This window comes from Streptomyces inhibens, from assembly GCF_022221585.1.
Classification (GTDB): Bacteria; Actinomycetota; Actinomycetes; order Streptomycetales; family Streptomycetaceae; genus Streptomyces; species Streptomyces inhibens.
On sequence record NZ_CP084681.1, the window covers coordinates 2845691 to 2868568 of the forward strand.

Genomic DNA, 22878 nt, shown 5'->3' on the forward strand with positions numbered 1-22878 from the left:
TTCGGTGTTTCCGGCGGCCGTACCCCTTCTCTGGCTCACCCGGAAGGAACCCGCCATGCACCGCGAGCCCCACACCGACGCCGCCGCGCTCGTCCAGCGGCTGCTCGACCCCGCCTGCCCGCCGTTCGCCCTGCTGCGCCGCCGCTCCCCCGGGCGGGAGACGGGCGACACCGTAGAGGTGCTGATCGGCGAGGTGACCGAGGTCGAGCGACTGGCCGACATCCCACTTGCTGAGACGGTGCCGGATGCGCCGGTGATCGACGCGCTCGCGCTGATCCCGTTCCGGCAGATCCGCGAGCGCGGTTTCCGGGCCCACGACGACGGCACACCGCTGGCCGTGCTGCGCCCGAGCGAGAGTGTCGAACTGCCGCTGGACGACGTGCTGGCGGCGCTCCCGGCGCATGACGTACGGGTGACGGACGGGGCGTTCGATGTGGACGACGACGCCTACGCCGAGATCGTCGGGCGGGTGGTGCGGGACGAGATCGGCACCGGCGAGGGCGCGAACTTCGTCATCCGCAGGACGTTCGAGGGCGAGATCGCGGACTTCTCGGCGGCCGACGCGCTGGCACTGTTCCGGCGGCTGCTGGCCGGTGAGCGCGGGGCGTACTGGACGTATGCGGTGCACCGCCCCGGGGTGCGCACGCTGGTCGGCGCCAGCCCCGAGGTGCATGTCCGGATGACCGGGGGCACGGTCGTGATGAATCCGATCAGCGGGACCTACCGCTACCCGGCCGGCGGCCCCACCGCCGAGAGCCTGCTGGCGTTCCTCGGCGACCGCAAGGAGGTCGAGGAGCTGTCCATGGTGGTGGACGAGGAGCTGAAGATGATGTGCACCGTCGGCGACAGGGGCGGTGTGGTGATCGGGCCCCGGCTCAAGGAGATGGCGCATCTCGCGCACACCGAGTACGAGCTGCGCGGCCGCTCCACCCTCGATGTGCGCGAGGTGCTCAAGGAGACGATGTTCGCGGCGACGGTCACCGGGTCGCCGGTGCAGAACGCCTGCCGGGTCATCGAACGGCATGAGCCGGTCGGCACCGACGGGCGGGGGCGCGGCTACTACGCGGGCGCGCTGGCGCTGATCGGGCGGGCACCGGGCGAGGGGCGGGACGAGGGCGTGGGCGCGCAGACGCTGGACTCGCCGATTCTGATCCGTACCGCCGATATCGCCGCGGACGGCCGTCTCCGGGTGCCGGTCGGCGCCACGCTGGTGCGCGCCTCCGACCCGTACAGCGAGGTCGCCGAGACGCACGCCAAGGCGGCGGGGGTGCTCACCGCGCTGGGGGTACGGCCCGCGCCGGCGCGTCCGGCGGCCGAGGGGCGGCCGCCGCGGCTGGCCGACGACCCGCGGGTGCGGGCCGCGCTGGACGCCCGCCGGGCCGACCTGGCCCCCTTCTGGCTGCGGATGCAGACCACCGCGCCGACCGCCGCGCTGAGCGGACATGCCCTGGTCATCGATGCCGAGGACACCTTCACCGCGATGCTGGCGCATCTGCTGCGGACCTCCGGGCTGGAGGTCACCGTGCGCCGCTTCGACGAGCCGGGGCTGCGCGAGGCCGCCCGGGCGCACCAGGGCCCGGTCGTGCTGGGCCCGGGGCCGGGCGACCCGTCCGACGCCGCCGACCCCAAGATGCGCTTTCTGCGGTCGCTGACCGCCGAGCTGGTCGCCGGCCACCGGCACGGGCCCGCCCGTCTCCCGGCCACCACCCCTCATCGAGGCCCTTCGGGCCGCGCGATTCTCGGCGTCTGCCTCGGACACGAGCTGCTCGCCGCGGAGCTGGGGCTGGAGATCGTCCGCAAGGAGGTGCCCTTCCAGGGCGCGCAGGAGCGGATCGACTTCTTCGGACGCCAGGAGACGGTGGGCTTCTACAACACCTTCACGGCCCGCTGCGACGACTCCACGGCGGCCGAACTCGCCATGCACCGCGTGGAGTTGAGCCGGGACGTGGAAAGTGGCGAGGTGCATGCGCTGCGCGGTCCGGGCTTCGCGGGGGTGCAGTTCCATCCGGAGTCGGTGCTGACCCTGGACGGCGCCTCGGTCACTGCGCAGCTGCTGGCAGCTGTCCTCGTGTGACCAGCATGTTCTCGTTGGTGCGGCCGGTCAGATAGTCCTCGACATTGGCCACGGTGGCCTCGACGATCTGACCGACCGCATCCTCGGTGAAGTACGCCTGGTGCGAGGTGACCAGCACGTTCCCGAAGGTCATCAGGCGGGCCAGGGTGTCGTCGTTGATGATCTCCAGGGACCTGTCGAAGTAGAAGAGCCCGGCCTCCTCCTCGTAGACGTCCAGGCCGACGCCGGTGAGCCGGCCGGCCTTGAGCGCATCGACGAGGGCGGCGGCGTCGACGAGCCCGCCGCGGCCGGTGTTGATCAGGATCGCATCGTCCTTCATCGCGGTCAGCGCGGCGGCGTCGACGAGGTGCCGGGTGGCCTCCACCAGCGGGACGTGCAGGGTGATCAGATCGGCCTCGGCGAACAGCCGCTCCTGGGCGACGTACTTCATGCCCAGCTCGGTGCAGCGCTGGTTCTCGACGAGATCCCAGCCCAGCAGGTTCATCCCGAAGCCATGGGCGATCCGGGTGAACGCCTCGCCGATCTTGCCGGTGCCGAGCACGCCCGCCGTACGACCGCGCAGATCGCGGCCCATCAGGCCGTCCAGCCGGAAGTCGAAGTTACGGGTGCGGTTGGTGGCCCGTACGATCCCCCGGTTGACGGCCAGCGCCAGGGCCCAGGCGAATTCCGCGACCGCGTACGGCGAGTAGTGGGAGACCCGGCCGATGGTCATGCCGAGGTCGGCGGCGGCCTGCAGATCGATGTTGTTGAAGCCCGTGGAGCGCTGGGCGACCATCTTCGTCCCGCCGGCCGCGAGGGTCTGCAGGACGTCCGCGCTCAGATCGGCATTGACGCTGGAGCTGACGATCTCGTAGCCGCGCGCGATGGGGGCGGTGTCGCGGTTGAGGAAGACATCCACGCCGCGGACCTGGTGACGGCCGGCGAAGGCCTTCTCCAGGAACGGCCGCTCATCCGCCTGCACACCGAATGCGACGATGTCCACGAGCTCTCCCGGATTCTCCCGCCGGTTCTCTTCGCTGGTCCCTTTCCTTCCGACCTATGGGCGACAGGCCGGATATGTCGCGTACGGCGAATATACGGCCCATCGCCCGGCAGTGCCGCCCGGCGTACGGGACGGGGCAGGTCGGCAGGAGCGAAGCGGCAGCGGCCCGGCTCAGCCGAAGAAGACGCCGACCTCGGCGTAGCGCGCCGGATCGACGGTCTTCAGCTTGGCGGTCGCCTCCGCGATCGGCACCCGGACGATGTCCGTGCCGCGCAGCGCGACCATCTTCCCGAAGTCACCGTCGCGCACCGCGTCGATGGCGTGCAGCCCGAAGCGGGTGGCCAGCCAGCGGTCGAAGGCGCTCGGCGTACCGCCGCGCTGGGTGTGCCCGAGGACGGTCGTCCGGGCCTCCTTGCCCGTACGTGCCTCGATCTCCTTGGCCAGCCACTCCCCCACACCGGACAGCCGGACATGCCCGAAGGAGTCGGTGGAGTCGTCCTTGAGCACCATCTGGCCGTCCTTGGGCATCGCACCCTCGGCGACGACCACGATCGGGGCGTAGCGGACCTTGAAACGGGACTCGATCCACGCGCAGACCTGCTCGATGTCGAAGCGCTGCTCGGGGATGAGGATGACATTCGCCCCGCCGGCGAGACCCGAGTGCAGTGCGATCCAGCCGGCGTGCCGGCCCATCACCTCGACGACCAGGACCCGCATATGGGATTCGGCGGTGGTGTGCAGCCGGTCGATGGCTTCGGTGGCGACGCCGACGGCGGTGTCGAAGCCGAAGGTGTAGTCGGTCGCCGACAGATCGTTGTCGATGGTCTTGGGGACACCGACACAGGGGATCGCGTGTTCGTCCGAGAGCCGGGCGGCGACGCCGAGGGTGTCCTCACCGCCGATCGCGATCAGCGCCTCGATCTCCTCCTTGGCGAGCGTCTCCTTGATCCGGCGGACGCCGTCGTTCTCCTTGAACGGGTTGGTCCGCGAGGAGCCGAGGATCGTGCCGCCACGGGGCAGGATGCCGCGCACCGCCGGGATGTCCAGCGGCACGGTGTCGCCCTCCAGGGGCCCGCGCCAGCCGTCCCGGAAGCCGACGAAGTCATATCCGTACTCCTGGGTGCCCTTGCGGACGATGCCCCTGATCACTGCGTTCAGTCCCGGGCAGTCGCCGCCGCCGGTCAGTACTCCGACCCGCATCGCTGCTTCACCTACATCCCGTCAGTGGCCGCGCACGGCCGTGATTTGAGCCGACGCCGGTCACGCTAATGGTGATCTGGGTCACTTCGGGATGGGACAAGCGGTGATTTCGGTGATTTACCAGGGAGTTGACGCGAGGTGTTCACCCGTACGGGCGGATCTCACCGGCCGCGGCCGGTGATCTTGCCGGTCACGCCTCGTCGAGGCCACGCTCGATCGCATAGCGCACCAGCTCCACGCGGTTGTGCAACTGGAGCTTGCCGAGGGTGTTCTGGACGTGGTTCTGCACCGTGCGGTGCGAGATGACCAGCCGCTCGGCGATCTGCTTGTACGAGAGTCCCTTGGCGACCAGGCGCAGCACCTCGGTCTCACGGTCCGTCAACTGCGGTGCGCCCGGCTCGTCCGGTGTCGCCGGGGCCGGCTCGGTCGCCAGCCTGCGGTACTCGCCCAGCACCAGACCGGCCAGGCCCGGTGTGAACACCGCGTCGCCGGCGGCCGTACGCCGCACCGCGTCCAGCAGCTCCTCCGTGCTCGCCGACTTCAGCAGATAGCCCGTCGCACCGGACTTGACCGCCTCCAGGACATCGGCGTGCTCACCGCTCGCGGACAGCACCAGCACGCGCAGCGCCGGATTGGCGCCGACCAGCTCCTTGCACACCTGGACGCCGGGAAGCCCCGGCAGATTGAGGTCCAGGACCAGCACATCGGGCGCCGCGGCCTGCGCCCTGCGCACCGCCTGCGGGCCGTCGCCGGCCGTCGCCACCACCTCGAACCCGGCCTCCGCCAGATCCCGCGCGACCGCGTCGCGCCACATCGGGTGGTCGTCGACCACCATGACCTTCAGGGCCGTCTGCTCCGTCACGCTCTTGCCTTCCCCCGCCTTCCGCCCTCGGGCGCAGTGCCCTTGGGGACCGTCAACTCCACTTCCGTGCCCTGGCCGGGGACCGAGACCCACTCCGCGCTGCCGCCCAGGTCCCGCAGCCGGCCGCGGATCGACAGGGCCACCCCCAGGCGGCCCTCGCGCTCGGCGTCCGCGAGCCGGCCCTCGGGGATACCGGGGCCGTCGTCGCGGACCGTCACGATCACCGCATGCGGCTCGTCCTCCACCAGGATCCACGCGTGGGCGTCGCCCCCCGCATGCACCCGCACATTGTCCAACGCGGCACTGACAGCGGCCGCGAGCTCCGCCGCCGCGGCGGCCGGCAGCTCGACCGGTGCGCCGGGCTCGGAGAAGGTGACGCCGGCGCTCGCGAACGGAGCGAGCAGCGCCCGGACGTCGCACGACCCGTCGGTGACCGGTGGCGGTGCGGCCACCATGGGCGCCGCCTCCCCCGCCCTGCCCTCACCGGCCGCGTACGGCACGGCCGTTGCCGCGTCGCCCGGCCGCGCCCCGTGCGCCGACGGAATCAGTCCGCCGGCGACCAGGGTGCGCAACGCGACCTCCTGTTCGCCCGCCATCCGGCCCAGTTCGGCCGCCTCACCGCCGATCGCGGCGCCGCGCCGCTGCACCATCGCCAGCACCTGGAGCACGCTGTCGTGGATGTCGCGGGCCAGCCGCTCCCGTTCGCGGGTGGCGGCGTCGATCTGCAGCGCACGGGCGAGGGTGCGCTCACTGGCGCGGGCCACCTCGACGACATAGCCGATGGCGACGCTGGCCACCCACACCAGCACCACGTTGTGGATGGTGTCGCGGGCCAGCTCCTGGCGTTCGACGAGATTGGTGACCGCCACGGCGCTGGAGGCCACCGCGGCCCAGCGCCAGCCGCCCTTGATGGCGAAGCCCAGGACGGCGCCCGCGGTCCAGATGGAAGGCAGCGTCGGCGCGCCGTCCATGATGCGGGCGTGGCTGTCGACCAGCGGTGTGATGAGGATGCCGCCGACCGCGAAGCCGAGGTCGGCGATCAGGAACCGCCGGGTGCAGCGCTCCGGGGAGGTTGTACGGCGCCAGGTCAGCGCCATCCAGACGGTCAGCGCGCCCATGTACGCGGCGGCGCCCAGCGGATGCTCGTACCTCCGGTAGGAGAGCGCGACCAGGCACAGGGTGTAGACGAGGGTGAGGATCCGGTAGCCGGTGAGCGCGCGCCACAGCGGGAGCTCGACGGACATCCGCAGCACCTTCGGGTGCTTGCCGTGGCGCCTGGCGGCAGCCATGCCGCCGGTCACCGTCCGTATGTCCGCATCCGTCATTGCCGGCCCCCACCCCTCGCCGGGCGCGCCCACGCCCGGCCTCGGCACTGCCCGTCTATTCGGCGGCGGCCTTCTTGGCCTGCTCCGCCTCGGCCTTCTTCTTCGCCTCCACGGCCTTGGCCGCATCGGCGATCTGCCGCTTGGCCGCGGTCGCGTAGATGTCGACGTACTCCTGGCCGGAGAGCTTCATGATCTCGTACATGACCTCGTCGGTGACCGACCGCAGGATGAAGCGGTCGCCCTCCATCCCCTGATAGCGGGTGAAGTCCAGCGGCTTGCCGATACGGATGCCCGGCCGGATCATCTTCGGCACGATCTTGCCCGGAGGCTGCACCTTCTCGGTGTCGATCATCGCCACGGGGATGACCGGTGCGCCGGTGGCCAGCGCCACCCGGGCCAGGCCGCCCGGCTTGCCGCGGTAGAGCCGGCCGTCCGGGGAGCGGGTGCCCTCCGGGTAGATGCCGAACAGCTCACCGCGCTCCAGCACCTCGATGCCGCTCTTGATCGCCGCCTCGCCGGCACCCCTGGCACCCGAGCGGTCGACCGGCAGCTGGCCCACGCCCTTGAAGAACGCGGCGGTCAGCCTGCCCTTCACGCCCGGGGAGGTGAAGTACTCGGCCTTGGCGATGAAGGTGACCTTGCGGTCGAGCACCGCGGGCAGGAAGAAGGAGTCCGAGAAGGACAGGTGGTTGCTCGCGAGGATCGCCGGACCCTCGGCGGGGATGTTCTCGATGCCTTCCACCCAGGGCCTGAAGGCAAGCTTCAGCGACCCGCCGATGGAAAACTTCATTGCGCCGTAGATCAACCGACTGCCTCCTGTGTGTGACGCAAAGACCTTAACCTGCCCCGGGGGCGCCGCTCGCCCCGCGCCGGTCCTCGGACCTACCCGCCTGCCGTCACTTTGCGTACTCTTAGGTAACTCGCCAGGTCCCCTTATCGAACGGAGTCCCCCGGTGCCGCTCCTTCCCGGAGCCGAGCCGTTCCGCCGTGACGGCGGAGAGGTCGGCGTCCTTGTGTGCCACGGCTTCACCGGCTCCCCCCAGTCTGTGCGCCCCTGGGCCGAATATCTGGCCGACCAGGGGCTGACCGTCGCCCTGCCGCTGCTGCCCGGTCACGGCACCCGCTGGCAGGACCTGCAGATCACGACCTGGCAGGACTGGTACGCCGAGGTCGACCGCGAACTGCGCGCGCTCACCGAGCACTGCACCAAGGTCTTCGTCTGCGGCCTGTCGATGGGCGCCGCGCTGGCGCTGCGGCTGGCCGCCAAGCACGGCGATGCGATCAGCGGGGTGGCCGTGGTCAACCCCGGCAACAAGGTGCATGACGCGGCCGCGCCGCTGCTGCCGGTGCTGCGCCACCTCGTACGGACGACCAAGGGGATCGCGAGCGACATCGCCAAGCCCGGCTCCGAGGAGGTCGGCTACGACCGGGTGCCGCTGCACGCGGCGCACTCGCTGCGCCGGCTCTTCCAGCAGGTCGACTCCGAACTCCCGGGCGTCACCCAGCCGTTGCTGGTGATGACCAGCCCGCAGGACCATGTCGTACCGCCGGTGGACTCCGAGCGGATCCTCGCCCGGGTCTCGTCGACGGACGTCCGGCAGACGCTGCTGGAGCGCAGCTACCACGTCGCCACGCTCGACCACGACGCGGAGCAGATCTTCCGGGACACCTTCGCCTTCATCTCCCGGCTCGCCCCGGAGGCGCGGACGGACGCGGCGGACGCTGCCCAGGAGGGAACGGCGACCCGTGGCGGAGCGTAGCCCCCGCGACCCCCGGGACCCGCTGGACGAAGAGGCCGCCTGGGCCGAGATCGTGGCGGGCTACGGCGAGCAGCCGTCGTTCCCCGCGGCGGGCGACGCCACCAAGGACGCGAAGAACACCCACGACGCGACGGACGTGAAGGCCGTGCGGGACAGAAAGGCCGATCCGGACGACGGGAAGGGCGAACCGGACGACGGGAAGGGCGATCCGGACGGCCGGAAGAGCGATCCTGACGACGGGAAGGGCACCGGCGACGAAAGCGGCCCGGGCGACACCGCGCGCCCCGGCGACACCGCGCGTCCGGGCAGCTTCGTCGTCTTCGCACCGGGCGTCGGACCGCGCGACTGGGCCGCCTCCGAGCCGTCCGACGACGACTTCGACGCGACCGACGAGGGCCACTTCACCCCGCCCGAGCCGCCCCCGCTGCCGAAGGCCGATGTCACCGCCAAGTTCGCCTGGATCGCGGCGCTCGGCGGCCCGCTGCTGCTGGTGGCCATGGTGATCTTCCAGCAGCCGGTGACGTGGTGGATCACCGTCCTCGGCATCGGCGGCTTCCTGGGCGGCTTCGCCACTCTGGTGGCGAGGATGAAGAACGACGACGACGGCGACGATGACGACCTGCCGGGCAGCGGCGCGGTCGTGTGAGGTATTCGGCCCGTCCGGCGATTGAGGACACGCGGCCGAAGGTCTAACCGCCGGCCGGCACCCGCAAGGCCGCCAGCACCGGCAAGTGATCCGACGCGGCCTGAAGGTCATCCCCCCGCACGCCCGGAAGCCCATGCGGGACCCCACATCCCAGCACCTCGACGCCGTCGGTGGTGAAGACCGCGTCGATCCGCTGCCGTGGCTCAAGGGGCGTGGAGGTGAACTCCCCGCCCCACGGTTCGGCCGCCCACCCGTCCCTGAGCGCCCCCGCCACCCGCCGGAAGCTACGGCCCTCCGGCCGGTCGTTGAGGTCGCCCCCGGCGACGGCGTGCGGCGCCTCCAAGGCGGCGAGCCGCTCCAGCAGCAGCCCGGCCTGCTCGTACCGCTCCCGGTCGGCGAGGCTGAGATGGCAGCTGAGCACGCCCAGCCGGGCCCGGCCGAGCCGGACCACCGCGGTGGCGAAACCGCGCTGGTGCAGCCCGGGGGTGCGGGGCAGCAGAACGTCCTCCGTACGCTCCACATGGGCGCGGAGCGTGGAGAGGATCATCGGGCCCGCGGTCGTGCCGCCGCCGGTGACATACACCAGGCCGGCCGCGCGGGCCAGCCGCTCGGCGGCCTTGCGCCAGCGGAAGAACCGCGGCGCCTCCTGGATCAGCACGAGATCGGGGGCGCAGGCCTGGATGACCCTGGCCAGCGCCGCCCGGTCGTCGCGCATCGAGCGGATGTTGTAGCTGAGCACACGGACGATCGCGGATCCGTCTTCCTCGGTGCCGGACGCGGGGAGCCCGGGGCACTCAGCCACCATCGGCGGTCAGCCCTGGCGCGCCAGGTCGGCGGCGCCCACCAGCCCCGCCTTGCCGCCGAGCTGGGCGGCGAGCACCTGGGCGTGTGGCCGGTACTGGTTGCCGACCAGCCAGCGGCGGAAGGACTTGCGGATCGGTTCGAGCACCAGCTCGCCCTCGTCCGAGACGCCACCGCCGACGATGAAGGCGGAGGGGTCGAAGAGCGAGGCCAGGTCGGCGAGGCCCGCGCCGGCCCAGCGGGCCAGCTCCCGGAAGGAATCGATGGCGACCGGGTCGCCCTGGCGGGCGGCCTCGCTGATGTGCCGGCCCTCGATGCCCTCGGAGGTGCCGTCGCCAAGCGACAGCAGGATCTGGGCGTTCTCGGGGGTGGCGAAGGCGCGCTGGCGGGCGTAGCGCAGCAGGGCGCGGCCGGAAGCGTACTGCTCCCAGCAGCCCTGGCTGCCGCAGCCGCACAGCAGGCCGTCGGGCACGACCCGGATGTGGCCGAATTCGGCGGCGACACCGAAGCGGCCGCGGCGCAGCTTGTTGCCGATGATGATGCCGCCGCCCAGGCCCGTGCCGAGGGTGATGCAGATGACGTCGCTGTGGCCCTGGCCGGCGCCGAACTTGTACTCGCCCCAGGCCGCGGCGTTGGCGTCGTTCTCGACGACGACGGGAAGGCCGACGCGCTGTTCGACCTTGTCCTTGAGTGGTTCGTGGCGCCAGTCGATGTTCGGTGCGAACAGGACCGTGGCCCGCTTCTCGTCGACATAGCCGGCGGCGCCGATGCCGACGGCCTCGACATGATGGCCGGCCCCGACAGTGCGGATCGCCTCCGCGATGGCTTCGGTCAGCGCATCGGTGGACTGCGGCGTCGGAACCTTGCACGTCTCAAGGATCGAGCCCTCTTCGTCGACCACGCCGGCCGCGATCTTCGTGCCGCCGATGTCGACGCCGATGGTGAGTCCCATGTGTCCCTCAGTTTTTCGCTCGAACCCCGCCAGGATCCACCGTACCGGAGATGGAGGGACCTCCCTGGTCGTTGAGCCTTTGGGGGATCAGTCGAGATCGATCCGCTCGGTGCCCGCAGGGCCGTCGTCGTCGCGCGGATCGTCGTCGCGGCGGCCGCCGGGCCGGTCGTCGACATCGTCACGGGTCCAGCGGCGCTCACTGCCCTCAACGGCGGAGCGGTAGGCCGCGAGCAGCTCGGAGCCGGCCGCGGCGAGGTGGTCGAAGATATCGGGATTGCGCTCGATGACCGGCTCGACGGCGGCCTTGGCCTGCTTGAACAGCTGGTTGACGGCTCCCTGTGCGGCGATTCCGCCGAGCGCGCCGGGCAGCTGGATGCCGGCGAGCTTGTCCGTCACCGCGTCGGCGAGCTTGCGCAGCTCCTCGGCGGCGCTGCCCGGCTGCGGGCCGTACGTGGAGCGGCGGCGGGCCTTCTCGGCCGCGAGGTCCTCGGCGCAGGCCGTCTCCCAGGCGTCGGCATCGGGCTCGGCACTGTGGTCGGCGGGGCGCTCGGTGGCATCGCTCATGATGAACTCCGTGGACTCCTGCGGCGAGGCGGTACGGCGAAGGGGTGCGGGACGGGCACGTCGGGACGGCTCACCCTCGACGTTACCCGAACGGTGGTACCGCGTTCAGTCGCTCTTGGGCCACAGGCCCGGGTCGGGGGTGAAGCGGATCTCCAGGACACCGTCGCGCAGTCCCGCGCCGGAGACGGTGCAACGGCGCAGCGCGGAGGGGAGCGTACGGATCCGGCGGAAGCGGCCGACGGTCACCACGATCTCGTCGCCGCGGCGCACCAGGCCGAGGCCCCTGCGTTCGGCGCCGGGCAGCGGCACCTGCCAGACCAGGATGCCGTCGGTGGCCAGACGGTCCTCGACGGTCCACGGGTCGGGGCGGGGTCCGTCGACGGGCCCGGTCCCGCCGGTTTCGCCGATCTCGCCGGTCGGCCCGTCGATCAGCTCGTCGAGCTCGTCGACGCCCTGGGGGTCACGGCCCAGGTGCCGCACCTCGTGGACGGGCACGTCGGGGAATTCCTCGCGCAGCGCCTTGAGAGCGGTCTGCTGGCTGCCGGAGAGCGCGGCGAGGAACGGGTCGGCGGAGCCGGTGGGCAGCAGCCGGTTGACGACCACGCCGTCGGTGCGGCGGCCGTGCAGCGCGAGTCCGGCGCGGATGGTGCGCAGGTTGGCGGCGGCGACCGGGCCGGCCTCGGTGACCAGGCGTACGGAGGTGCCGGGGTCGTCGATCGCCCGCTGGACGGCGGCGAGTTCGGTCTCCCAGCGCTCGGCGGCTTCGTACAGCTTCTGGGCCGGCATCGGGACGCCGGCGAGCTGGGCGAGCACCGGGCGCAGCGCGCGGGCCGCCTGGCGCTCGGGCGGCAGCAGGCGGCGCAGATAGCGGCGTACCTGGGCGGGCAGGGCGAGCAGCCGGATCGTTTCGGAGGCCGACGGCATGTCGACGACGACCATGTCCCAGTCGTCCGAGGCGTGTTCGGCGCGCAGCGCGTGCAGCAGCGCGAAGTCCTCGGAGCCCGGGAGTTCGGTGAGCTCGTCCTCGTCGAGGGGGGCCGCGCCGAGCAGGTCGAGGGCGGCGCCGGCGCGCTCCTGGAAGGCGAGGAATTCCTGGCGGAAGCGGTCGCCGGGGTCGATCCGCCGGGCGTGCAGACCGGGCGCTATCGGGGTGGGCGCGTCGGCGCCGAGGGGGGTGCCCAGCACCGTTTCCGGCGCGCTGCTCTCGGTGGTGAGCAGGAGTGCCCGCGCGCCCTGCCGGGCGCCGGCCAGGGCGGTCGCGGCGGCGAGCGTGGTGCGGCCCGCGCCGCCGGGCCCCGTGACAAGGACGATGCGCACGCTCAGAGCTTCTTGGCCTCGTCGGCGGACCGGGCCTCGTCGACGGGCCCGTCGTCGTGGCCGCTCTCGACGCGCTTCTTCAGCCCGGCCAGCGCACGGTCGATGATGACCTTCTCGGCCTTGCGCTTGATCATCCCGAGCATCGGGATCTTGACGTCGACGGTGAGCTGGTACGTCACCTCGGTGCTGGCGCCGTTGTTCAGCGCGGCGAGACGGTAGGAGCCGTCGAGGGCGCGCAGCATCTGGGACTTGACCAGGGACCAGCTGACCTCGTTCGCACCGGTCCAGGTGTAGGCGAGGGTGTGGTCGTCCTTGATCGCGCCGGCGTCCAGCAGCAGGCGCACCTGCGCCGCGCGGCCTTCGTCGTCCTTGTCGAGCACCTCTGCCTCTTTGACCTCGCCGGTCCACTCCGGATAGCGGTCAAAGTCGGCGATCACTCCCATCACTTCGGCGGGTGCCGCCTCGATCGTGATGCTCGAGCTGGTGTGTTCGGCCATCGCCGTGACTCCTCCATGCCGATTCATGCCGGTCCGCCGACTCTTCCCCAAGCTCTCAGCTCCGTTCGAGCAGGGGAGACCCCACCGCGCGGTGTCTCTGCTGCCAAGAGCCCGTCGTCGAGCCCGGCCGGGATTCGACGACAGGCTCTGAGGCTACCGCGCGGGCGAACGGAGGCGGACACCAGCGGGCCCGCCACGACCGGGCACACGGCCCTCGGGCCGCCGGCCACCGGGCGCTCCGCCCCCGCCCGTTCCCGCTCACCACTCCAGAACGTATGGCGTCCCCGTGGCGTTGAAGTGGCCGACATTGACGCATTCCGTGCCCCCGATCCGGACCCGGCGGGCGAGCGGCTGATGTACATGACCGAAGAGGGAGTAGCGCGGCCTGGTGGTGCGGATGGCGTGCAGCAGCGCCGCGCTGCCGCGCTCGAAGCGGCGGGCGACGGTGTCGTAGCAGAGCTCGGGCACGTCCGGCGGGATGTGGGTGCACAGCACGTCGACCTCGCCGACCGCCTCGATCTTGGCGGCGTACTCCTCGTCGCTGATCTCGTACGGGGTGCGCATCGGCGTGGCCAGTCCGCCGCCGACGAAGCCGAAGACCCGGCCGCCGATCTCGATCCGCTGTCCGTCCAGGACGGTGGTACCGGGCCCGGCGTACTCGGGCCACAGGCGCGGTATGTCGACGTTGCCGTAGGTGGCGTACGTGGGTGTCGGGAAGGCCGCGAAGAGTTCGGCGTACTGCCTGCGGACCGCGCCCTCGATGACCGACTCGCGGCTCACGCCCGTGCCGTCCAGCTCTCCCCACAGCCTGCGGCCGAGCTCGCGGGCCTCCTCGAAGCGCCGGGCGGTGCGGAGTTCGACCAGTGCGCCGGCGTTCGCTGCGCCGAAGAGGTCGGGGAAGATGCCGCGCGAGTGGTCGGCGTAATCGAGGAAGAGGACCAGGTCACCGAGGCAGACCAGGGCGTCGGCGCCGGTCCCGGCCGCCGCGAGGTCCCGGCTGTTGCCGTGTACATCACTGACCACATGCACGCGCATGGCGTCACCCTAGATCGCGCGAGCGCGCGCGGGGAGGGCCCCCGGACGAGCTGGGGTTACTTTCGGGTCACCGACCCGCTGGTCTAGTCTGCGCGGGACAGTCCCCATGGCGTATCTCCCAGCGTGTGACGCATCGAACATCTGGGCGTCACCCCCTATCCCAACCGCAATACCCATGGGTAACGTCCGGGCAGTCCAATCCCCCCTGCATGATCATGGACCGCCGCCGGTGTACACACAGCGTCGTGGCGCCGGCGCTTTTGAGGAGCAGCAGTCTTGCGCGAGTTCAGCCTTCCGGCCCTGTACGAGGTCCCCGCGGACGGCAATCTGACGGATCTTATCCGCCGAAATGCCGCGCAGCACCCGGATGTTGCCGTCATGGGACGCAAGGTGAACGGTGAGTGGCAGGACGTCACCGCCACCACCTTCCTCGCCGAGGTCCGCGCCGCCGCCAAGGGCCTGATCGCTTCCGGAATCCAGCCCGGTGACCGGGTCGGCCTGATGTCGCGCACCCGCTACGAGTGGACACTGCTGGACTTCGCCATCTGGAGCGCCGGCGCGATCACCGTCCCCGTGTACGAGACCAGTTCCGCCGAGCAGATCCAGTGGATACTCGGCGACTCCGGCGCGGTGGCCTGCCTGGTGGAGACCCCCGGCCACGAGGCGACCGTCGAATCGGTCCGCGACCGGCTGCCCGACCTGGCGAACATCTGGCAGATCGAGCGGGACGCCATCGCCCGGCTGCGGGCCGCCGGCGCCGGCCTCACCGACGACGAGGTGGACGCGCGCAGCGCGCTCGCCGACGCGGACTCGCCGGCCACCATCGTCTACACCTCCGGCACCACCGGCCGCCCCAAGGGCTGTGTGCTCAGCCACCGCAGCTTCTTCGCCGAGTGCGGCAATATCGTCGAGCGGCTGCGCCCGCTGTTCCGCACCGGTGACTCCTCGGTCCTGCTCTTCCTCCCCATCGCCCATGTCTTCGGCCGCCTGGTGCAGGTCGCCTCCGTGATGGCCCCCATCAAGCTGGGCCACGCCCCCGACATCAAGAACCTCACCGACGACCTCGCCTCCTTCCGGCCGACGCTGATCCTGGGCGTGCCCCGGGTCTTCGAGAAGGTCTACAACTCGGCGCGGGCCAAGGCCCAGGCCGACGGCAAGGGCAAGATCTTCGACAAGGCCGCGGAGACCGCGATCGCGTACAGCCGCGCGCTGGACACCGCGGACGGCCCGGCGCTCGGCCTGAAGCTGAAGTACAAGGTCTTCGACCGGCTGGTCTACGGCAAGCTGCGGGCCGTCCTCGGCGGCCGCGCCACCCACGCCATCTCCGGCGGCGCCCCGCTCGGTGAACGCCTCGGCCACTTCTACCGCGGCATCGGCTTCACCGCCCTGGAGGGCTACGGCCTGTCGGAATCCTGCGCGGCCACCGCCTTCAACCCCTGGGACCGCCAGAAGATCGGCACCGTCGGCCAGCCGCTGCCGGGCTCCGTGGTGCGTATCGCCGACGACGGCGAGGTGCTGCTGCACGGCGAGCACCTCTTCACCGAGTACTGGAACAACCCCACGGCCACCAAAGAGGCCCTGTCCGACGGCTGGTTCCACACCGGCGACCTCGGCACCCTCGACGAGGACGGCTACCTCGCCATCACCGGCCGCAAGAAGGAAATACTGGTCACCGCGGGCGGCAAGAACGTCGCCCCCGCCGTGATCGAGGACCGCATCCGGGCGCACGCCCTGATCGCCGAATGCATGGTCGTCGGCGACGGCCGGCCCTTCATCGGCGCGCTGGTCACCCTCGACGAGGAGTTCCTCCCCCGTTGGGCCGAGGAGCACGGCCACCCCGCCGACGTGAAGCCGGCCGAGATCGCCGACGACCCCGAGCTGCTGGCCGCCGTCCAACGCGCCGTCGACGACGGCAACGCGGCCGTCTCGAAGGCCGAGTCGGTCCGCAAGTTCCGCATCCTGCCGGCCCAGTTCACCGAGGAGTCGGGCCATGTCACGCCGTCGCTGAAGCTGAAGCGGAATGTCGTGGCGAAGGACTTCGCCGAGGAGATCGAGGCGCTTTACCGGGCCTAGGACGGGCCCGACGGGTGACCGGACGTGGATGTCCGGTCGGCCGGACACCGTCGAGATCCGCCGTCGTGGCCGAGCGCCGCGGCGGCGGATCTTCTTGTGGCGGGCCGCCGTCGAGGGCCGGCCTGCCGCCTACAGCAGCTCCTTGAGGTGCTCCGCCAGCAGGTCCCAGCGCCATTTCTCCTCGACCCAGGCGCGGCCGCGTTCGCCCATGGTGCGGCGGAGGGCGGGGTCCTTGAGGAGGGTGATGATGTGTTCGGCGGTGGGGGTCGGGGAGCCGCCGGGGACGACCCAGCCGGTTTCGCCGTTCAGGACCGCGTCGGGGGCGCCGCCCGAGTCGCCCGCCACGACGGGGAGCCCGGTCGCCGAGGCCTCCAGGTAGACGATGCCGAGGCCCTCGACATCGAGCCCGCCGCGGCGGGTGCGGCACGGCATCGCGAAGACATCGCCGGCGCCGAAGTGGGCGGGCAGTTCCTCCCAGGGGACCGCCCCCGTGAAGCGCACCGCGTCCCCGACGCCCTTCTCCAGGGCCAGCGCGTGCAGCTCCTTCTCGTACGGGCCGCCGCCGACGATCAGCAGCACCGCGTCGGGCACCGCGGACACGATGGCGGGCATCGCCTCGATGAGGGTGTCCTGCCCCTTGCGCGGTACGAGCCGTGAGACACACACCACGACCGGCCGCCCGGCGAGCCCGAGTCTGGCCCGTACGGCGTCGCCGCCCGAGCCCGGGTGGAAGGTCTTCTCGTCGACGCCGGGCGGGAGTTGGACCATCCGTGCGGCGGCTTCGGGAGTGAGTGCGTCCGCGATCCGCGAGCGGGTGTACTCGCCGAGGTAGGTGAGGGTGTCCGTGCCCTCGCCGATACGGCGCAACAGTTGGCGGGCGGCCGGCAGCTGCGCCCAGCCCGCCTCATGGCCGTGTGTGGTCGCCACGATGCGGCGGGCGCCGGCCGAGCGGAGCGCGGGAGCCATCAGCCCGAGCGGCGCGGCGGCGCCGAACCATACGGAGGAGCAGCCGTGTTCGCGCAGCAGCCCGGCGGCCCGCCGGGTCACCCTCGGGGTGGGCAGCAGCATCGTCGTACGGTCCCGGACGACCGGGAAGGGCTGCTCGGCGTCGAACGCCGCGGTGGCCGCGAGACCTTCCTTGCCGCGCTTCCAGGTCGAGGCGTAGACGACGACCTGGGAGGGGTCCAGACGCAGCGCCATGCTGTGCAGAAAGGCCTGGATACCGCCGGGCCGGGGCGGGAAGTCGTTCGTGACGATCAGGGTCTTGTGCACGATGGTCTCTCGACGGTCGGTCCGAGCGGTCGGTCTCGGCGGTTCGGGCCCGACAGTACCGGTCGCGGAACGGCCGGCGGCGGCCCGCCCCGCCACGCCCGTCTCTCCTCTACGGTCGTGACCAGCCCCTACCGGCATCATGTCGGCAGGCGCGGCCGACGAGCGACGAGGTGACGATGACCAGCATCAGCAGAGCGCGCGGGGCGGGACTCCCGGTCGCGGTGTGGGCCGTGACCCGGGCCGTGGTCCTGCTGTGCGTCCTGAGAGTGCTGGTGCTGCCGGGACCGGATGTCACCACCGATGTCTCGGTGATCTACCAGGGCTGGTTCGAGGTCCTGAAGACCGGCACCTTCCCGCTGGACGATGTGACCTGGCAGTACCCGCCGGCCGCCGCGCTCGCCGTGCTCGCCCCGGGTCTGCTGCCCCTCGACTACGCGCCGGCGTTCTACGCCCTGGTCCTGGCCGCGGACGCGGCGGCGCTCGCGCTCTTCCTGCGTGCCGGCCGGCGCCCCGGCCATCGCCCGGCCGGGGCGTGGGTGTGGATCGTGGGCGTCACGCTGCTGGGCCCGACCGCGTACGCCCGCTACGACCTGCTGGTCACCGCGGTCGCCGCCGCCGCGCTGTTCGCCGCCGTCCGCCGGCCGCGGGTGGCGGGCGCGCTGGTCGCGTTCGGTGCGCTGCTGAAGGTCTGGCCCGCGCTGCTGCTCACCGGGGCGGCGCTCCGCGGCCGCCGGGCGGGCGCCCTGTGGCGCAGCGCCGCCGGCAGCGCGGCCGGGCTGACCCTGTTCTTCGTGGCCGCCGCACCGGGCGCGCTGGCCTTCCTCACCTTCCAGCGCGATCGCGGTACGGAGATCGAGTCGCTCGGCGCCCTGGTCTTCCATGTCGCCCGCCACTACGGGTGGAGCGGCCAGGTGCTGCTGAACTACGGCTCGGTGGAGTTCCTCGGACCGGGGGTCCCGCTCGTCAGCACCCTCGCGCTCGCGCTGAGCGTCGCCGCGCTGGGCTGGCTGGTCCTGTGGCGGATGCACGCCCGGGAGCGCACGCCCGCGACGCTGTGCGACGCCGCGTTCACCGCGACCCTGCTGTTCACCACCACCAGCCGGGTGATCAGCCCGCAGTACATGCTCTGGCTGGTGGGGCTGGCCGCGGTGTGCATGACCGTACGCGGCAGCCGGCAGGCGCCGGCTGCGGTGCTGGTCCTGCTCGCCACCGGGGTCACACTGCTGGAGTTCCCGGTCGGGTTCGCGCATGTGGTGGCGAGCGATCTGCGGGGCATCGCGCTGCTGGCGCTGCGCAACGGGCTGCTGGTCGCCGCATCGCTGCTCGCCTGCCGCCGGCTGTGAACCTCGACGCGCGGGCCCGGACGCGGGCTCCCCGGGTCCGTCGAGCTGATCGCCGCGCGGACGGCGGCGGGCGATACCGCTGCCCCCCTCACCGCTCCAACAGCCGCTTCACATAAGCCCGCCACCGACGGGTGAACTCCTCCAGGCCGACGCCCAGTTGGGTCCGCATCGCGCGGTCCGTGCGGTCGGCGCGGGACGGCGGGCGGTCCGGGTGGTGCCGGCCGGGGGATCCCGCCCGGGCGGTGCCGTGGGGCGCCGCCGTCCCCTGCACGGCCTCCATGGGCGCGCCCGTGTTCCCGGCCGAGGCGGGTATCCCGCTCTTGCCCGCCGCCCGGTAGAACGTGATCAGCTTGGCCTCGCCCCACTTGTCGGCGATCATCCGGCAGGCCAGCCAGCTGCCCTCGTACGCCTTCGCCAGCCGGTCGGCGCCGGCCTTGAAGCCGAAGTCGGCGTCGGTCGGGAGGCGGGCGGGGAGCTTGCCCCCGGCGAGCGCGCGAGTGAGTTCGGGGGCGGCGGTGGCGGGCTTGCGACGGGTACCGCGGTAGGCGACCCAGTCGGCGAAGCCCTCGGAGAGCCACAGGGGGGTGGCCGCGGTGGTGACCGTACGGGTGGCGACATGCGTGGTCTCGTGGGTGAGGACCACCTTGCGGCCGAGGTCGTTGAGCTCCTCGTACGCATCGGGGTTGACGATCACGCGGTCCGCGGGCGCGCTCGTCGACACCCCCGCCTCGCCGGTGGTCACCGCCGCGATCCCGGCATAGCCGGACGGGTCGTCGCTGCCCATCAGCTGCGCCATCCCCTCGACCGAGTCGGGCGCCTCCACCACCACCTTGTGCGCCCACTTCCCCTTCCAGGCGTCGGAGACCACGGGCACCGCCTGGTCCACCCGGCGCGCCAGGTCCCGCAGCCGCGCCGGATGCCCGGCGCCGCCCAGGACCAGGCTGTAGCGCCCGCGGACCAGCCGTACCGGACCCTGGTCCCACAGCTGGCGGGTGCCGATCCTGCCGACCGCCGTGCCGTCGGTGTCCGAGGAGATCAGCCAGCGGCCGTCGCGCTCGGTGAGCGTGAGGTACTGGACGGCGTTGACCGGCGCGGTGTCATAGCCCTTGAGGCGGTAGCGCAGCCGTACCTTCGCGGCCAGCTGTTCACCGCCGTCGGGGAGCGGGAAGGCGTCGGTCGAGTCGAGGTCGTAGTTCCAGTCGGCGAGCGGGACACCGGCCAGGTGGGCGAACATGGCGCGCTGACTGTTGCGGTAGCCGGTGGCGCGGGGGTCGACGGCGGCCAAAAAGCCCGTCTCGTCCCGCTGCCGGACGGCCTGGGCACGGGCGTCGAGCATGCGCTGGACGTCCGGGAAACGGGCCGACGGCGAGGGCGCGGGCCCGCAGCCGGCCACGGGGGCGAGCAGCGCGAGGAGCAGCGCGGCGCAGCCCGCCGCCCGGGCACGCGACGGCGCCCGTCTCGCCCACTGGTCTGACATGCGGACGATCGTAGATCCGGGCCGGCCGGGGCAAAAACGCTGGGATCCGCCTCAGGGCCTGGTGACGGCCGAGATCGGCATCATCGCGACCGGGTCGTAGCGCACCCGCGCGCCGGGATAGGGCGCGTGGACCACATGGCCGTTGCCGACGTACATCCCGACGTGACTGGCGTCCGAGCGGTAGATGACCAGGTCACCGGGTTGTGCCTGGCTGAGCGGGACCTGCCGGCCGGCGCCGCGCTGGGCCTGCGACGTACGGGGCAGCCAGACGCCGGCCCGGCCGTAGGCCCATTGGGTGAGTCCGGAGCAGTCGAAGGCGGAGGGGCCGCTGCTTCCCCAGGCGTACGGGGAGCCGACGGCGGCGCGCACCGCGGCGACGGCCGCGGCGGCCCGCCCGGAGGCCGGTACGGCGCCGCCCAGGTCGGGGACCACCTCGCCGCGTCCATCACTCCTGGAGGCCCGGGCGTAGGCCTCCCTGGCGTCCCTGGGGAGCGCGTTCAGCAGCCGCCGCGCGGCGGCCAGCTTGCGCTGGACGTCCTTCTTGTGGCGGGCGACGTCCTTGCGGCCGGCCTCCAACTCCGCCAGCTTGCGTACGGTCTCCCGGCGCTGCTGTTCCAGGGACCGCTGCGCCGCCCGCAGTTCGTGCAGCCGGCCGGCCTGCGCGTTGCTGAGCCGGTCGAGTGTGGAGGCCTTCTCCAGGTAGCTGTCGGGCCGCTCGGAGAGCATCAGCTTGAGGGTGGGGTCCAGCCCGCCGTCGCGGTACTGGGCGGCGGCCAGCGCGCCGAGCCGGCCGCGCATCCGGTTGACCCGCTCCTGGGCGCGGGCGGTGCGGTCCTGCAGGGTCGCCACCTCGTCGCGCAGCTGCTTGGCCCGGGCGTCGGCGCCGTCGTACTTCTCGGTGGCCCGCTCCGCCTGCTCGTAGAGCTTGTCGACCTGTGCGGTCGCCGCTTCGCGGCCGGCGACCGGGTGTTTCGCGGGGTCGGCGGAGGCCGGCTGTGCCGACAGCGCGGCGGCGGTCGCCAGGGCGGCCGACAGAACGGTGACCCCGGCGAGGGTGGTCTGGCCCTGCTGCGAGGTACGGCGGTGGGACACCACGAGAGCCGCACTCCTTTCGATGGGGGTCCCCCCCCCTGTTCGAGCGCAGCCGAGAGCTTGGGGGAAGACCCTGCCGCCCTGGAGGGCGTCGGTGACCGGATGCTGCGAGGGCAGACAGTAACGGCGCCGGTCCACACCGAACAAAGACCACTTTTCGTACGCAAAAAGCCGCCCCGCCGGTGACTGTGCAGGTCACCGGCGGGGCGGTAGGTCAGCGGCGAGGGCCGCAGTTCGCCCGAACGGGCGTCAGGTTGAGAGTGTTGTGAGGCTTTTCAGACCCGGACGCCGAACGCGAACGGCATGTTGCCGATCGCCTCGTAGCGCACGGAGGCGCCGGGCTTCGGCGCGTGCAGCACCTGGCCGTTGCCCGCGTAGAGGCCGATGTGGTGCAGGTCGCTGTAGAAGAGCACCAGATCGCCGGGCTTGAGGGCGTCCTGCGAACCGATCCGGGTACCGGCGTTGGCCTGTGCCTGCGAGGTACGCGGCAGCGACTGGCCGGCCTGCTGGTAGGCCCAGGAGGTCAGACCCGAGCAGTCGAAGGACGACGGGCCGGTGGCGCCCCAGACGTAGGGCGAACCTATCTTGGACTGGGCGGCCTGCAGGGCGGCCGCACCGCGCTGCGAAGCGGGCACGTCATCGCCGAGGTTGACCCGCTCGTTGCTGCGGTTGGCGCGGTCCTCCTTGGCCTGCATGGCCGCCCGCTCCTTGGCGGTCAGGGTGTTGAGCAGCTCCTGCGCCTTGGCGAGCTTGCCCTTGATCTCGTCCTTCTTGTCACCGAGCGCCTTACGGGTCTCGGAGAGGTCCTTGATCTTGCTCGCGGCCTCCTCGCGCTCCTGGGCGAGCCGGCGCTGCTTGTCCGCGATGGTCTTCAGCTGCTCGGCCTGCTTGCCGCTCAACTGGTCGAGCGTGGCGGCCTTTTCGAGGTAGGTGTCCGGGTCGCCGGAGAGGAACAGCTGGACCGAGGGGTCGATGCTGCCGCTGCGGTACTGGCCGGAGGCGACCGCCCCCAGGCCCTTGCGGAGCTGGTTGAGCTCGCCCTGACCGCGGGCGACCTTGTCCTGGAGGTCGTCGACCTCCTTCTGGAGCTTGTCCTGCTGCTCCTTGGCCCCGTTGTACTTCTCGGTGGCCTGCTCGGCCTGCTCGTAGAGCTTGTCGACCTCGGACTTGACGTCCTTCTTCGACTGCTGGTGGGGGTCGGCCTGGGCGGCCTGGGACGAGAGGGCGACGGCCGCCGCGGCGGTGGCGGTGAGCACGGTCACGCGGGTACGGCTCGGCTGCTTGGGTCGACGGTGGGACGCCACGGGGGCGAGCTCCTTCTTCCTCCAGCCGCCTACCGGGAAGTGGGGGGGTAAGACCCCGGCTCCGCGTGAACGCCGCGGACTCGGCGGTACCTTCACTGTTCATCCCGGTTGGATGATCACCTGTATGAAGGTTCGGACTGACCTTAGTAACCGAGCTGTGATCGCTTCAAATCCTCACGGGAAAAATCTGCGCCACAAACCCCATCCTTTACCAACATCACACAGGCAGTAAGCATCAATTGACGCTCAGATACGGATGGCAAGCGACTTCCCGGGCTCCGGCGGCCCTCGGGGCGCGTTGC

At 71.8% G+C, this 22878-nt stretch carries 19 protein-coding genes and 1 pseudogene; 5 read left to right on the forward strand and 15 right to left on the reverse strand.

Annotation, left to right across the window (positions count from 1 at the left end):
- Nucleotides 1–55: 55 nt before the first annotated feature.
- The gene (locus KI385_RS13175; RefSeq protein ID WP_238572369.1) at nt 56–2074 is read left to right on the forward strand and encodes an anthranilate synthase family protein; all 2019 of its coding nucleotides are present in this window, start codon (nt 56–58) and stop codon (nt 2072–2074) included.
- Here KI385_RS13175 and KI385_RS13180 read toward each other — a convergent pair.
- The 5 genes from KI385_RS13180 to KI385_RS13200 form a co-directional block, all read right to left on the reverse strand.
- On the reverse strand, nt 2040–3056 hold the full coding sequence (locus KI385_RS13180; RefSeq protein ID WP_238572370.1) for a 2-hydroxyacid dehydrogenase: 1017 nt from the start codon (nt 3054–3056) through the stop codon (nt 2040–2042). The genes KI385_RS13175 and KI385_RS13180 overlap by 35 nt on opposite strands.
- A gap of 171 nt (nt 3057–3227) precedes the next feature.
- Nucleotides 3228–4256: a 6-phosphofructokinase gene (locus KI385_RS13185; protein WP_238572371.1), complete on the reverse strand. Its 1029-nt coding sequence runs from the start codon at nt 4254–4256 to the stop codon at nt 3228–3230.
- Between the two features lie 190 nt (nt 4257–4446).
- Nucleotides 4447–5091: a response regulator gene (locus tag KI385_RS13190; protein ID WP_425357071.1), complete on the reverse strand. Its 645-nt coding sequence runs from the start codon at nt 5089–5091 to the stop codon at nt 4447–4449.
- Nucleotides 5092–5114: 23 nt separating this feature from the next.
- Nucleotides 5115–6443, reverse strand: coding sequence for a MacS family sensor histidine kinase (gene macS, locus KI385_RS13195; protein WP_425356909.1), 1329 nt, complete (start codon nt 6441–6443; stop codon nt 5115–5117).
- A gap of 55 nt (nt 6444–6498) precedes the next feature.
- Nucleotides 6499–7233, reverse strand: a complete 735-nt coding sequence (locus KI385_RS13200; protein WP_238572373.1) for a lysophospholipid acyltransferase family protein — start codon at nt 7231–7233, stop codon at nt 6499–6501.
- Between the two features lie 163 nt (nt 7234–7396).
- On the opposite strand from KI385_RS13200, the gene KI385_RS13205 reads away from it, so the two are divergent.
- Entirely contained in the window at nt 7397–8203 is an 807-nt protein-coding gene (locus tag KI385_RS13205) for an alpha/beta hydrolase (RefSeq protein WP_238572374.1), read from the forward strand.
- Nucleotides 8190–8849, forward strand: a complete 660-nt coding sequence (locus KI385_RS13210) for a hypothetical protein (protein ID WP_238572375.1) — start codon at nt 8190–8192, stop codon at nt 8847–8849. The genes KI385_RS13205 and KI385_RS13210 overlap by 14 nt, the downstream gene beginning before the upstream one ends.
- 43 nt (nt 8850–8892) lie before the next feature.
- Here the strand turns inward: KI385_RS13210 and KI385_RS13215 are convergent, their stop codons facing one another.
- The 6 genes from KI385_RS13215 to KI385_RS13240 all read right to left on the reverse strand — a co-directional run bounded on the left by KI385_RS13215 (nt 8893) and on the right by KI385_RS13240 (nt 14015).
- Complete coding sequence (locus KI385_RS13215) at nt 8893–9654, reverse strand: endonuclease/exonuclease/phosphatase family protein (protein WP_238572376.1); 762 nt, start codon at nt 9652–9654, stop codon at nt 8893–8895.
- 6 nt (nt 9655–9660) lie between these two features.
- The gene (locus KI385_RS13220; protein WP_238572377.1) at nt 9661–10602 is read right to left on the reverse strand and encodes an ROK family glucokinase; all 942 of its coding nucleotides are present in this window, start codon (nt 10600–10602) and stop codon (nt 9661–9663) included.
- Between the two features lie 87 nt (nt 10603–10689).
- A complete protein-coding gene (locus KI385_RS13225; protein WP_238572378.1) occupies nt 10690–11166 on the reverse strand; it encodes a DUF5304 domain-containing protein in 477 nt (158 codons plus the stop codon).
- Between the two features lie 105 nt (nt 11167–11271).
- Nucleotides 11272–12483 carry an ArsA family ATPase gene (locus KI385_RS13230; protein WP_238572379.1) on the reverse strand — a complete coding sequence of 404 codons (1212 nt, stop codon included), beginning with the start codon at nt 12481–12483 and terminating at the stop codon, nt 11272–11274.
- Between the two features lie 2 nt (nt 12484–12485).
- Entirely contained in the window at nt 12486–12980 is a 495-nt protein-coding gene (locus KI385_RS13235) for an SRPBCC family protein (protein WP_238572380.1), read from the reverse strand.
- Between the two features lie 258 nt (nt 12981–13238).
- A complete protein-coding gene (locus KI385_RS13240) occupies nt 13239–14015 on the reverse strand; it encodes a metallophosphoesterase family protein (RefSeq protein ID WP_238572381.1) in 777 nt (258 codons plus the stop codon).
- Nucleotides 14016–14291: 276 nt separating this feature from the next.
- Between KI385_RS13240 and KI385_RS13245 the strand changes: the two genes are divergently transcribed.
- Nucleotides 14292–16088 (forward strand): AMP-dependent synthetase/ligase, encoded by a 1797-nt coding sequence (locus KI385_RS13245; protein WP_238572383.1) that lies wholly within the window; start codon nt 14292–14294, stop codon nt 16086–16088.
- Nucleotides 16089–16217: 129 nt separating this feature from the next.
- On the opposite strand, the gene KI385_RS13250 is transcribed toward KI385_RS13245, so the two are convergent.
- On the reverse strand, nt 16218–17360 hold the full coding sequence (locus tag KI385_RS13250) for a glycosyltransferase family 4 protein (protein WP_238572384.1): 1143 nt from the start codon (nt 17358–17360) through the stop codon (nt 16218–16220).
- Between the two features lie 176 nt (nt 17361–17536).
- On the opposite strand from KI385_RS13250, the pseudogene KI385_RS13255 reads away from it, so the two are divergent.
- Nucleotides 17537–18700, forward strand: a pseudogene (locus tag KI385_RS13255) (glycosyltransferase 87 family protein); the annotation flags it as partial.
- Nucleotides 18701–18791: 91 nt separating this feature from the next.
- Here the strand turns inward: KI385_RS13255 and KI385_RS13260 are convergent.
- The 3 genes from KI385_RS13260 to KI385_RS13270 all read right to left on the reverse strand — a co-directional run bounded on the left by KI385_RS13260 (nt 18792) and on the right by KI385_RS13270 (nt 22576).
- Complete coding sequence (locus tag KI385_RS13260) at nt 18792–20180, reverse strand: hypothetical protein (RefSeq protein WP_238572385.1); 1389 nt, start codon at nt 20178–20180, stop codon at nt 18792–18794.
- Nucleotides 20181–20231: 51 nt separating this feature from the next.
- Nucleotides 20232–21275: a C40 family peptidase gene (locus KI385_RS13265; protein ID WP_238572386.1), complete on the reverse strand. Its 1044-nt coding sequence runs from the start codon at nt 21273–21275 to the stop codon at nt 20232–20234.
- A gap of 272 nt (nt 21276–21547) precedes the next feature.
- The gene (locus KI385_RS13270) at nt 21548–22576 is read right to left on the reverse strand and encodes a C40 family peptidase (protein ID WP_238572387.1); all 1029 of its coding nucleotides are present in this window, start codon (nt 22574–22576) and stop codon (nt 21548–21550) included.
- Nucleotides 22577–22878 lie beyond the last annotated feature (302 nt).

Excerpts from the sequence above, each read along its gene's own strand:
- KI385_RS13175 (WP_238572369.1), top strand. The coding sequence starts at position 56 with ATGCACCGCGAGCCCCACACCGACGCCGCCGCGCTCGTCCAGCGGCTG.
- KI385_RS13185 (WP_238572371.1), bottom strand. The coding sequence starts at position 4,256 with ATGCGGGTCGGAGTACTGACCGGCGGCGGCGACTGCCCGGGACTGAAC.
- KI385_RS13190 (WP_425357071.1), bottom strand. The coding sequence starts at position 5,091 with ATGGTGGTCGACGACCACCCGATGTGGCGCGACGCGGTCGCGCGGGAT.
- macS (WP_425356909.1), bottom strand. The coding sequence starts at position 6,443 with ATGACGGATGCGGACATACGGACGGTGACCGGCGGCATGGCTGCCGCC.
- KI385_RS13200 (WP_238572373.1), bottom strand. The coding sequence starts at position 7,233 with ATGAAGTTTTCCATCGGCGGGTCGCTGAAGCTTGCCTTCAGGCCCTGG.
- KI385_RS13215 (WP_238572376.1), bottom strand. The coding sequence starts at position 9,654 with ATGGTGGCTGAGTGCCCCGGGCTCCCCGCGTCCGGCACCGAGGAAGAC.
- KI385_RS13220 (WP_238572377.1), bottom strand. The coding sequence starts at position 10,602 with ATGGGACTCACCATCGGCGTCGACATCGGCGGCACGAAGATCGCGGCC.
- KI385_RS13225 (WP_238572378.1), bottom strand. The coding sequence starts at position 11,166 with ATGAGCGATGCCACCGAGCGCCCCGCCGACCACAGTGCCGAGCCCGAT.
- KI385_RS13235 (WP_238572380.1), bottom strand. The coding sequence starts at position 12,980 with ATGGCCGAACACACCAGCTCGAGCATCACGATCGAGGCGGCACCCGCC.
- KI385_RS13240 (WP_238572381.1), bottom strand. The coding sequence starts at position 14,015 with ATGCGCGTGCATGTGGTCAGTGATGTACACGGCAACAGCCGGGACCTC.
- KI385_RS13260 (WP_238572385.1), bottom strand. The coding sequence starts at position 20,180 with ATGTCAGACCAGTGGGCGAGACGGGCGCCGTCGCGTGCCCGGGCGGCG.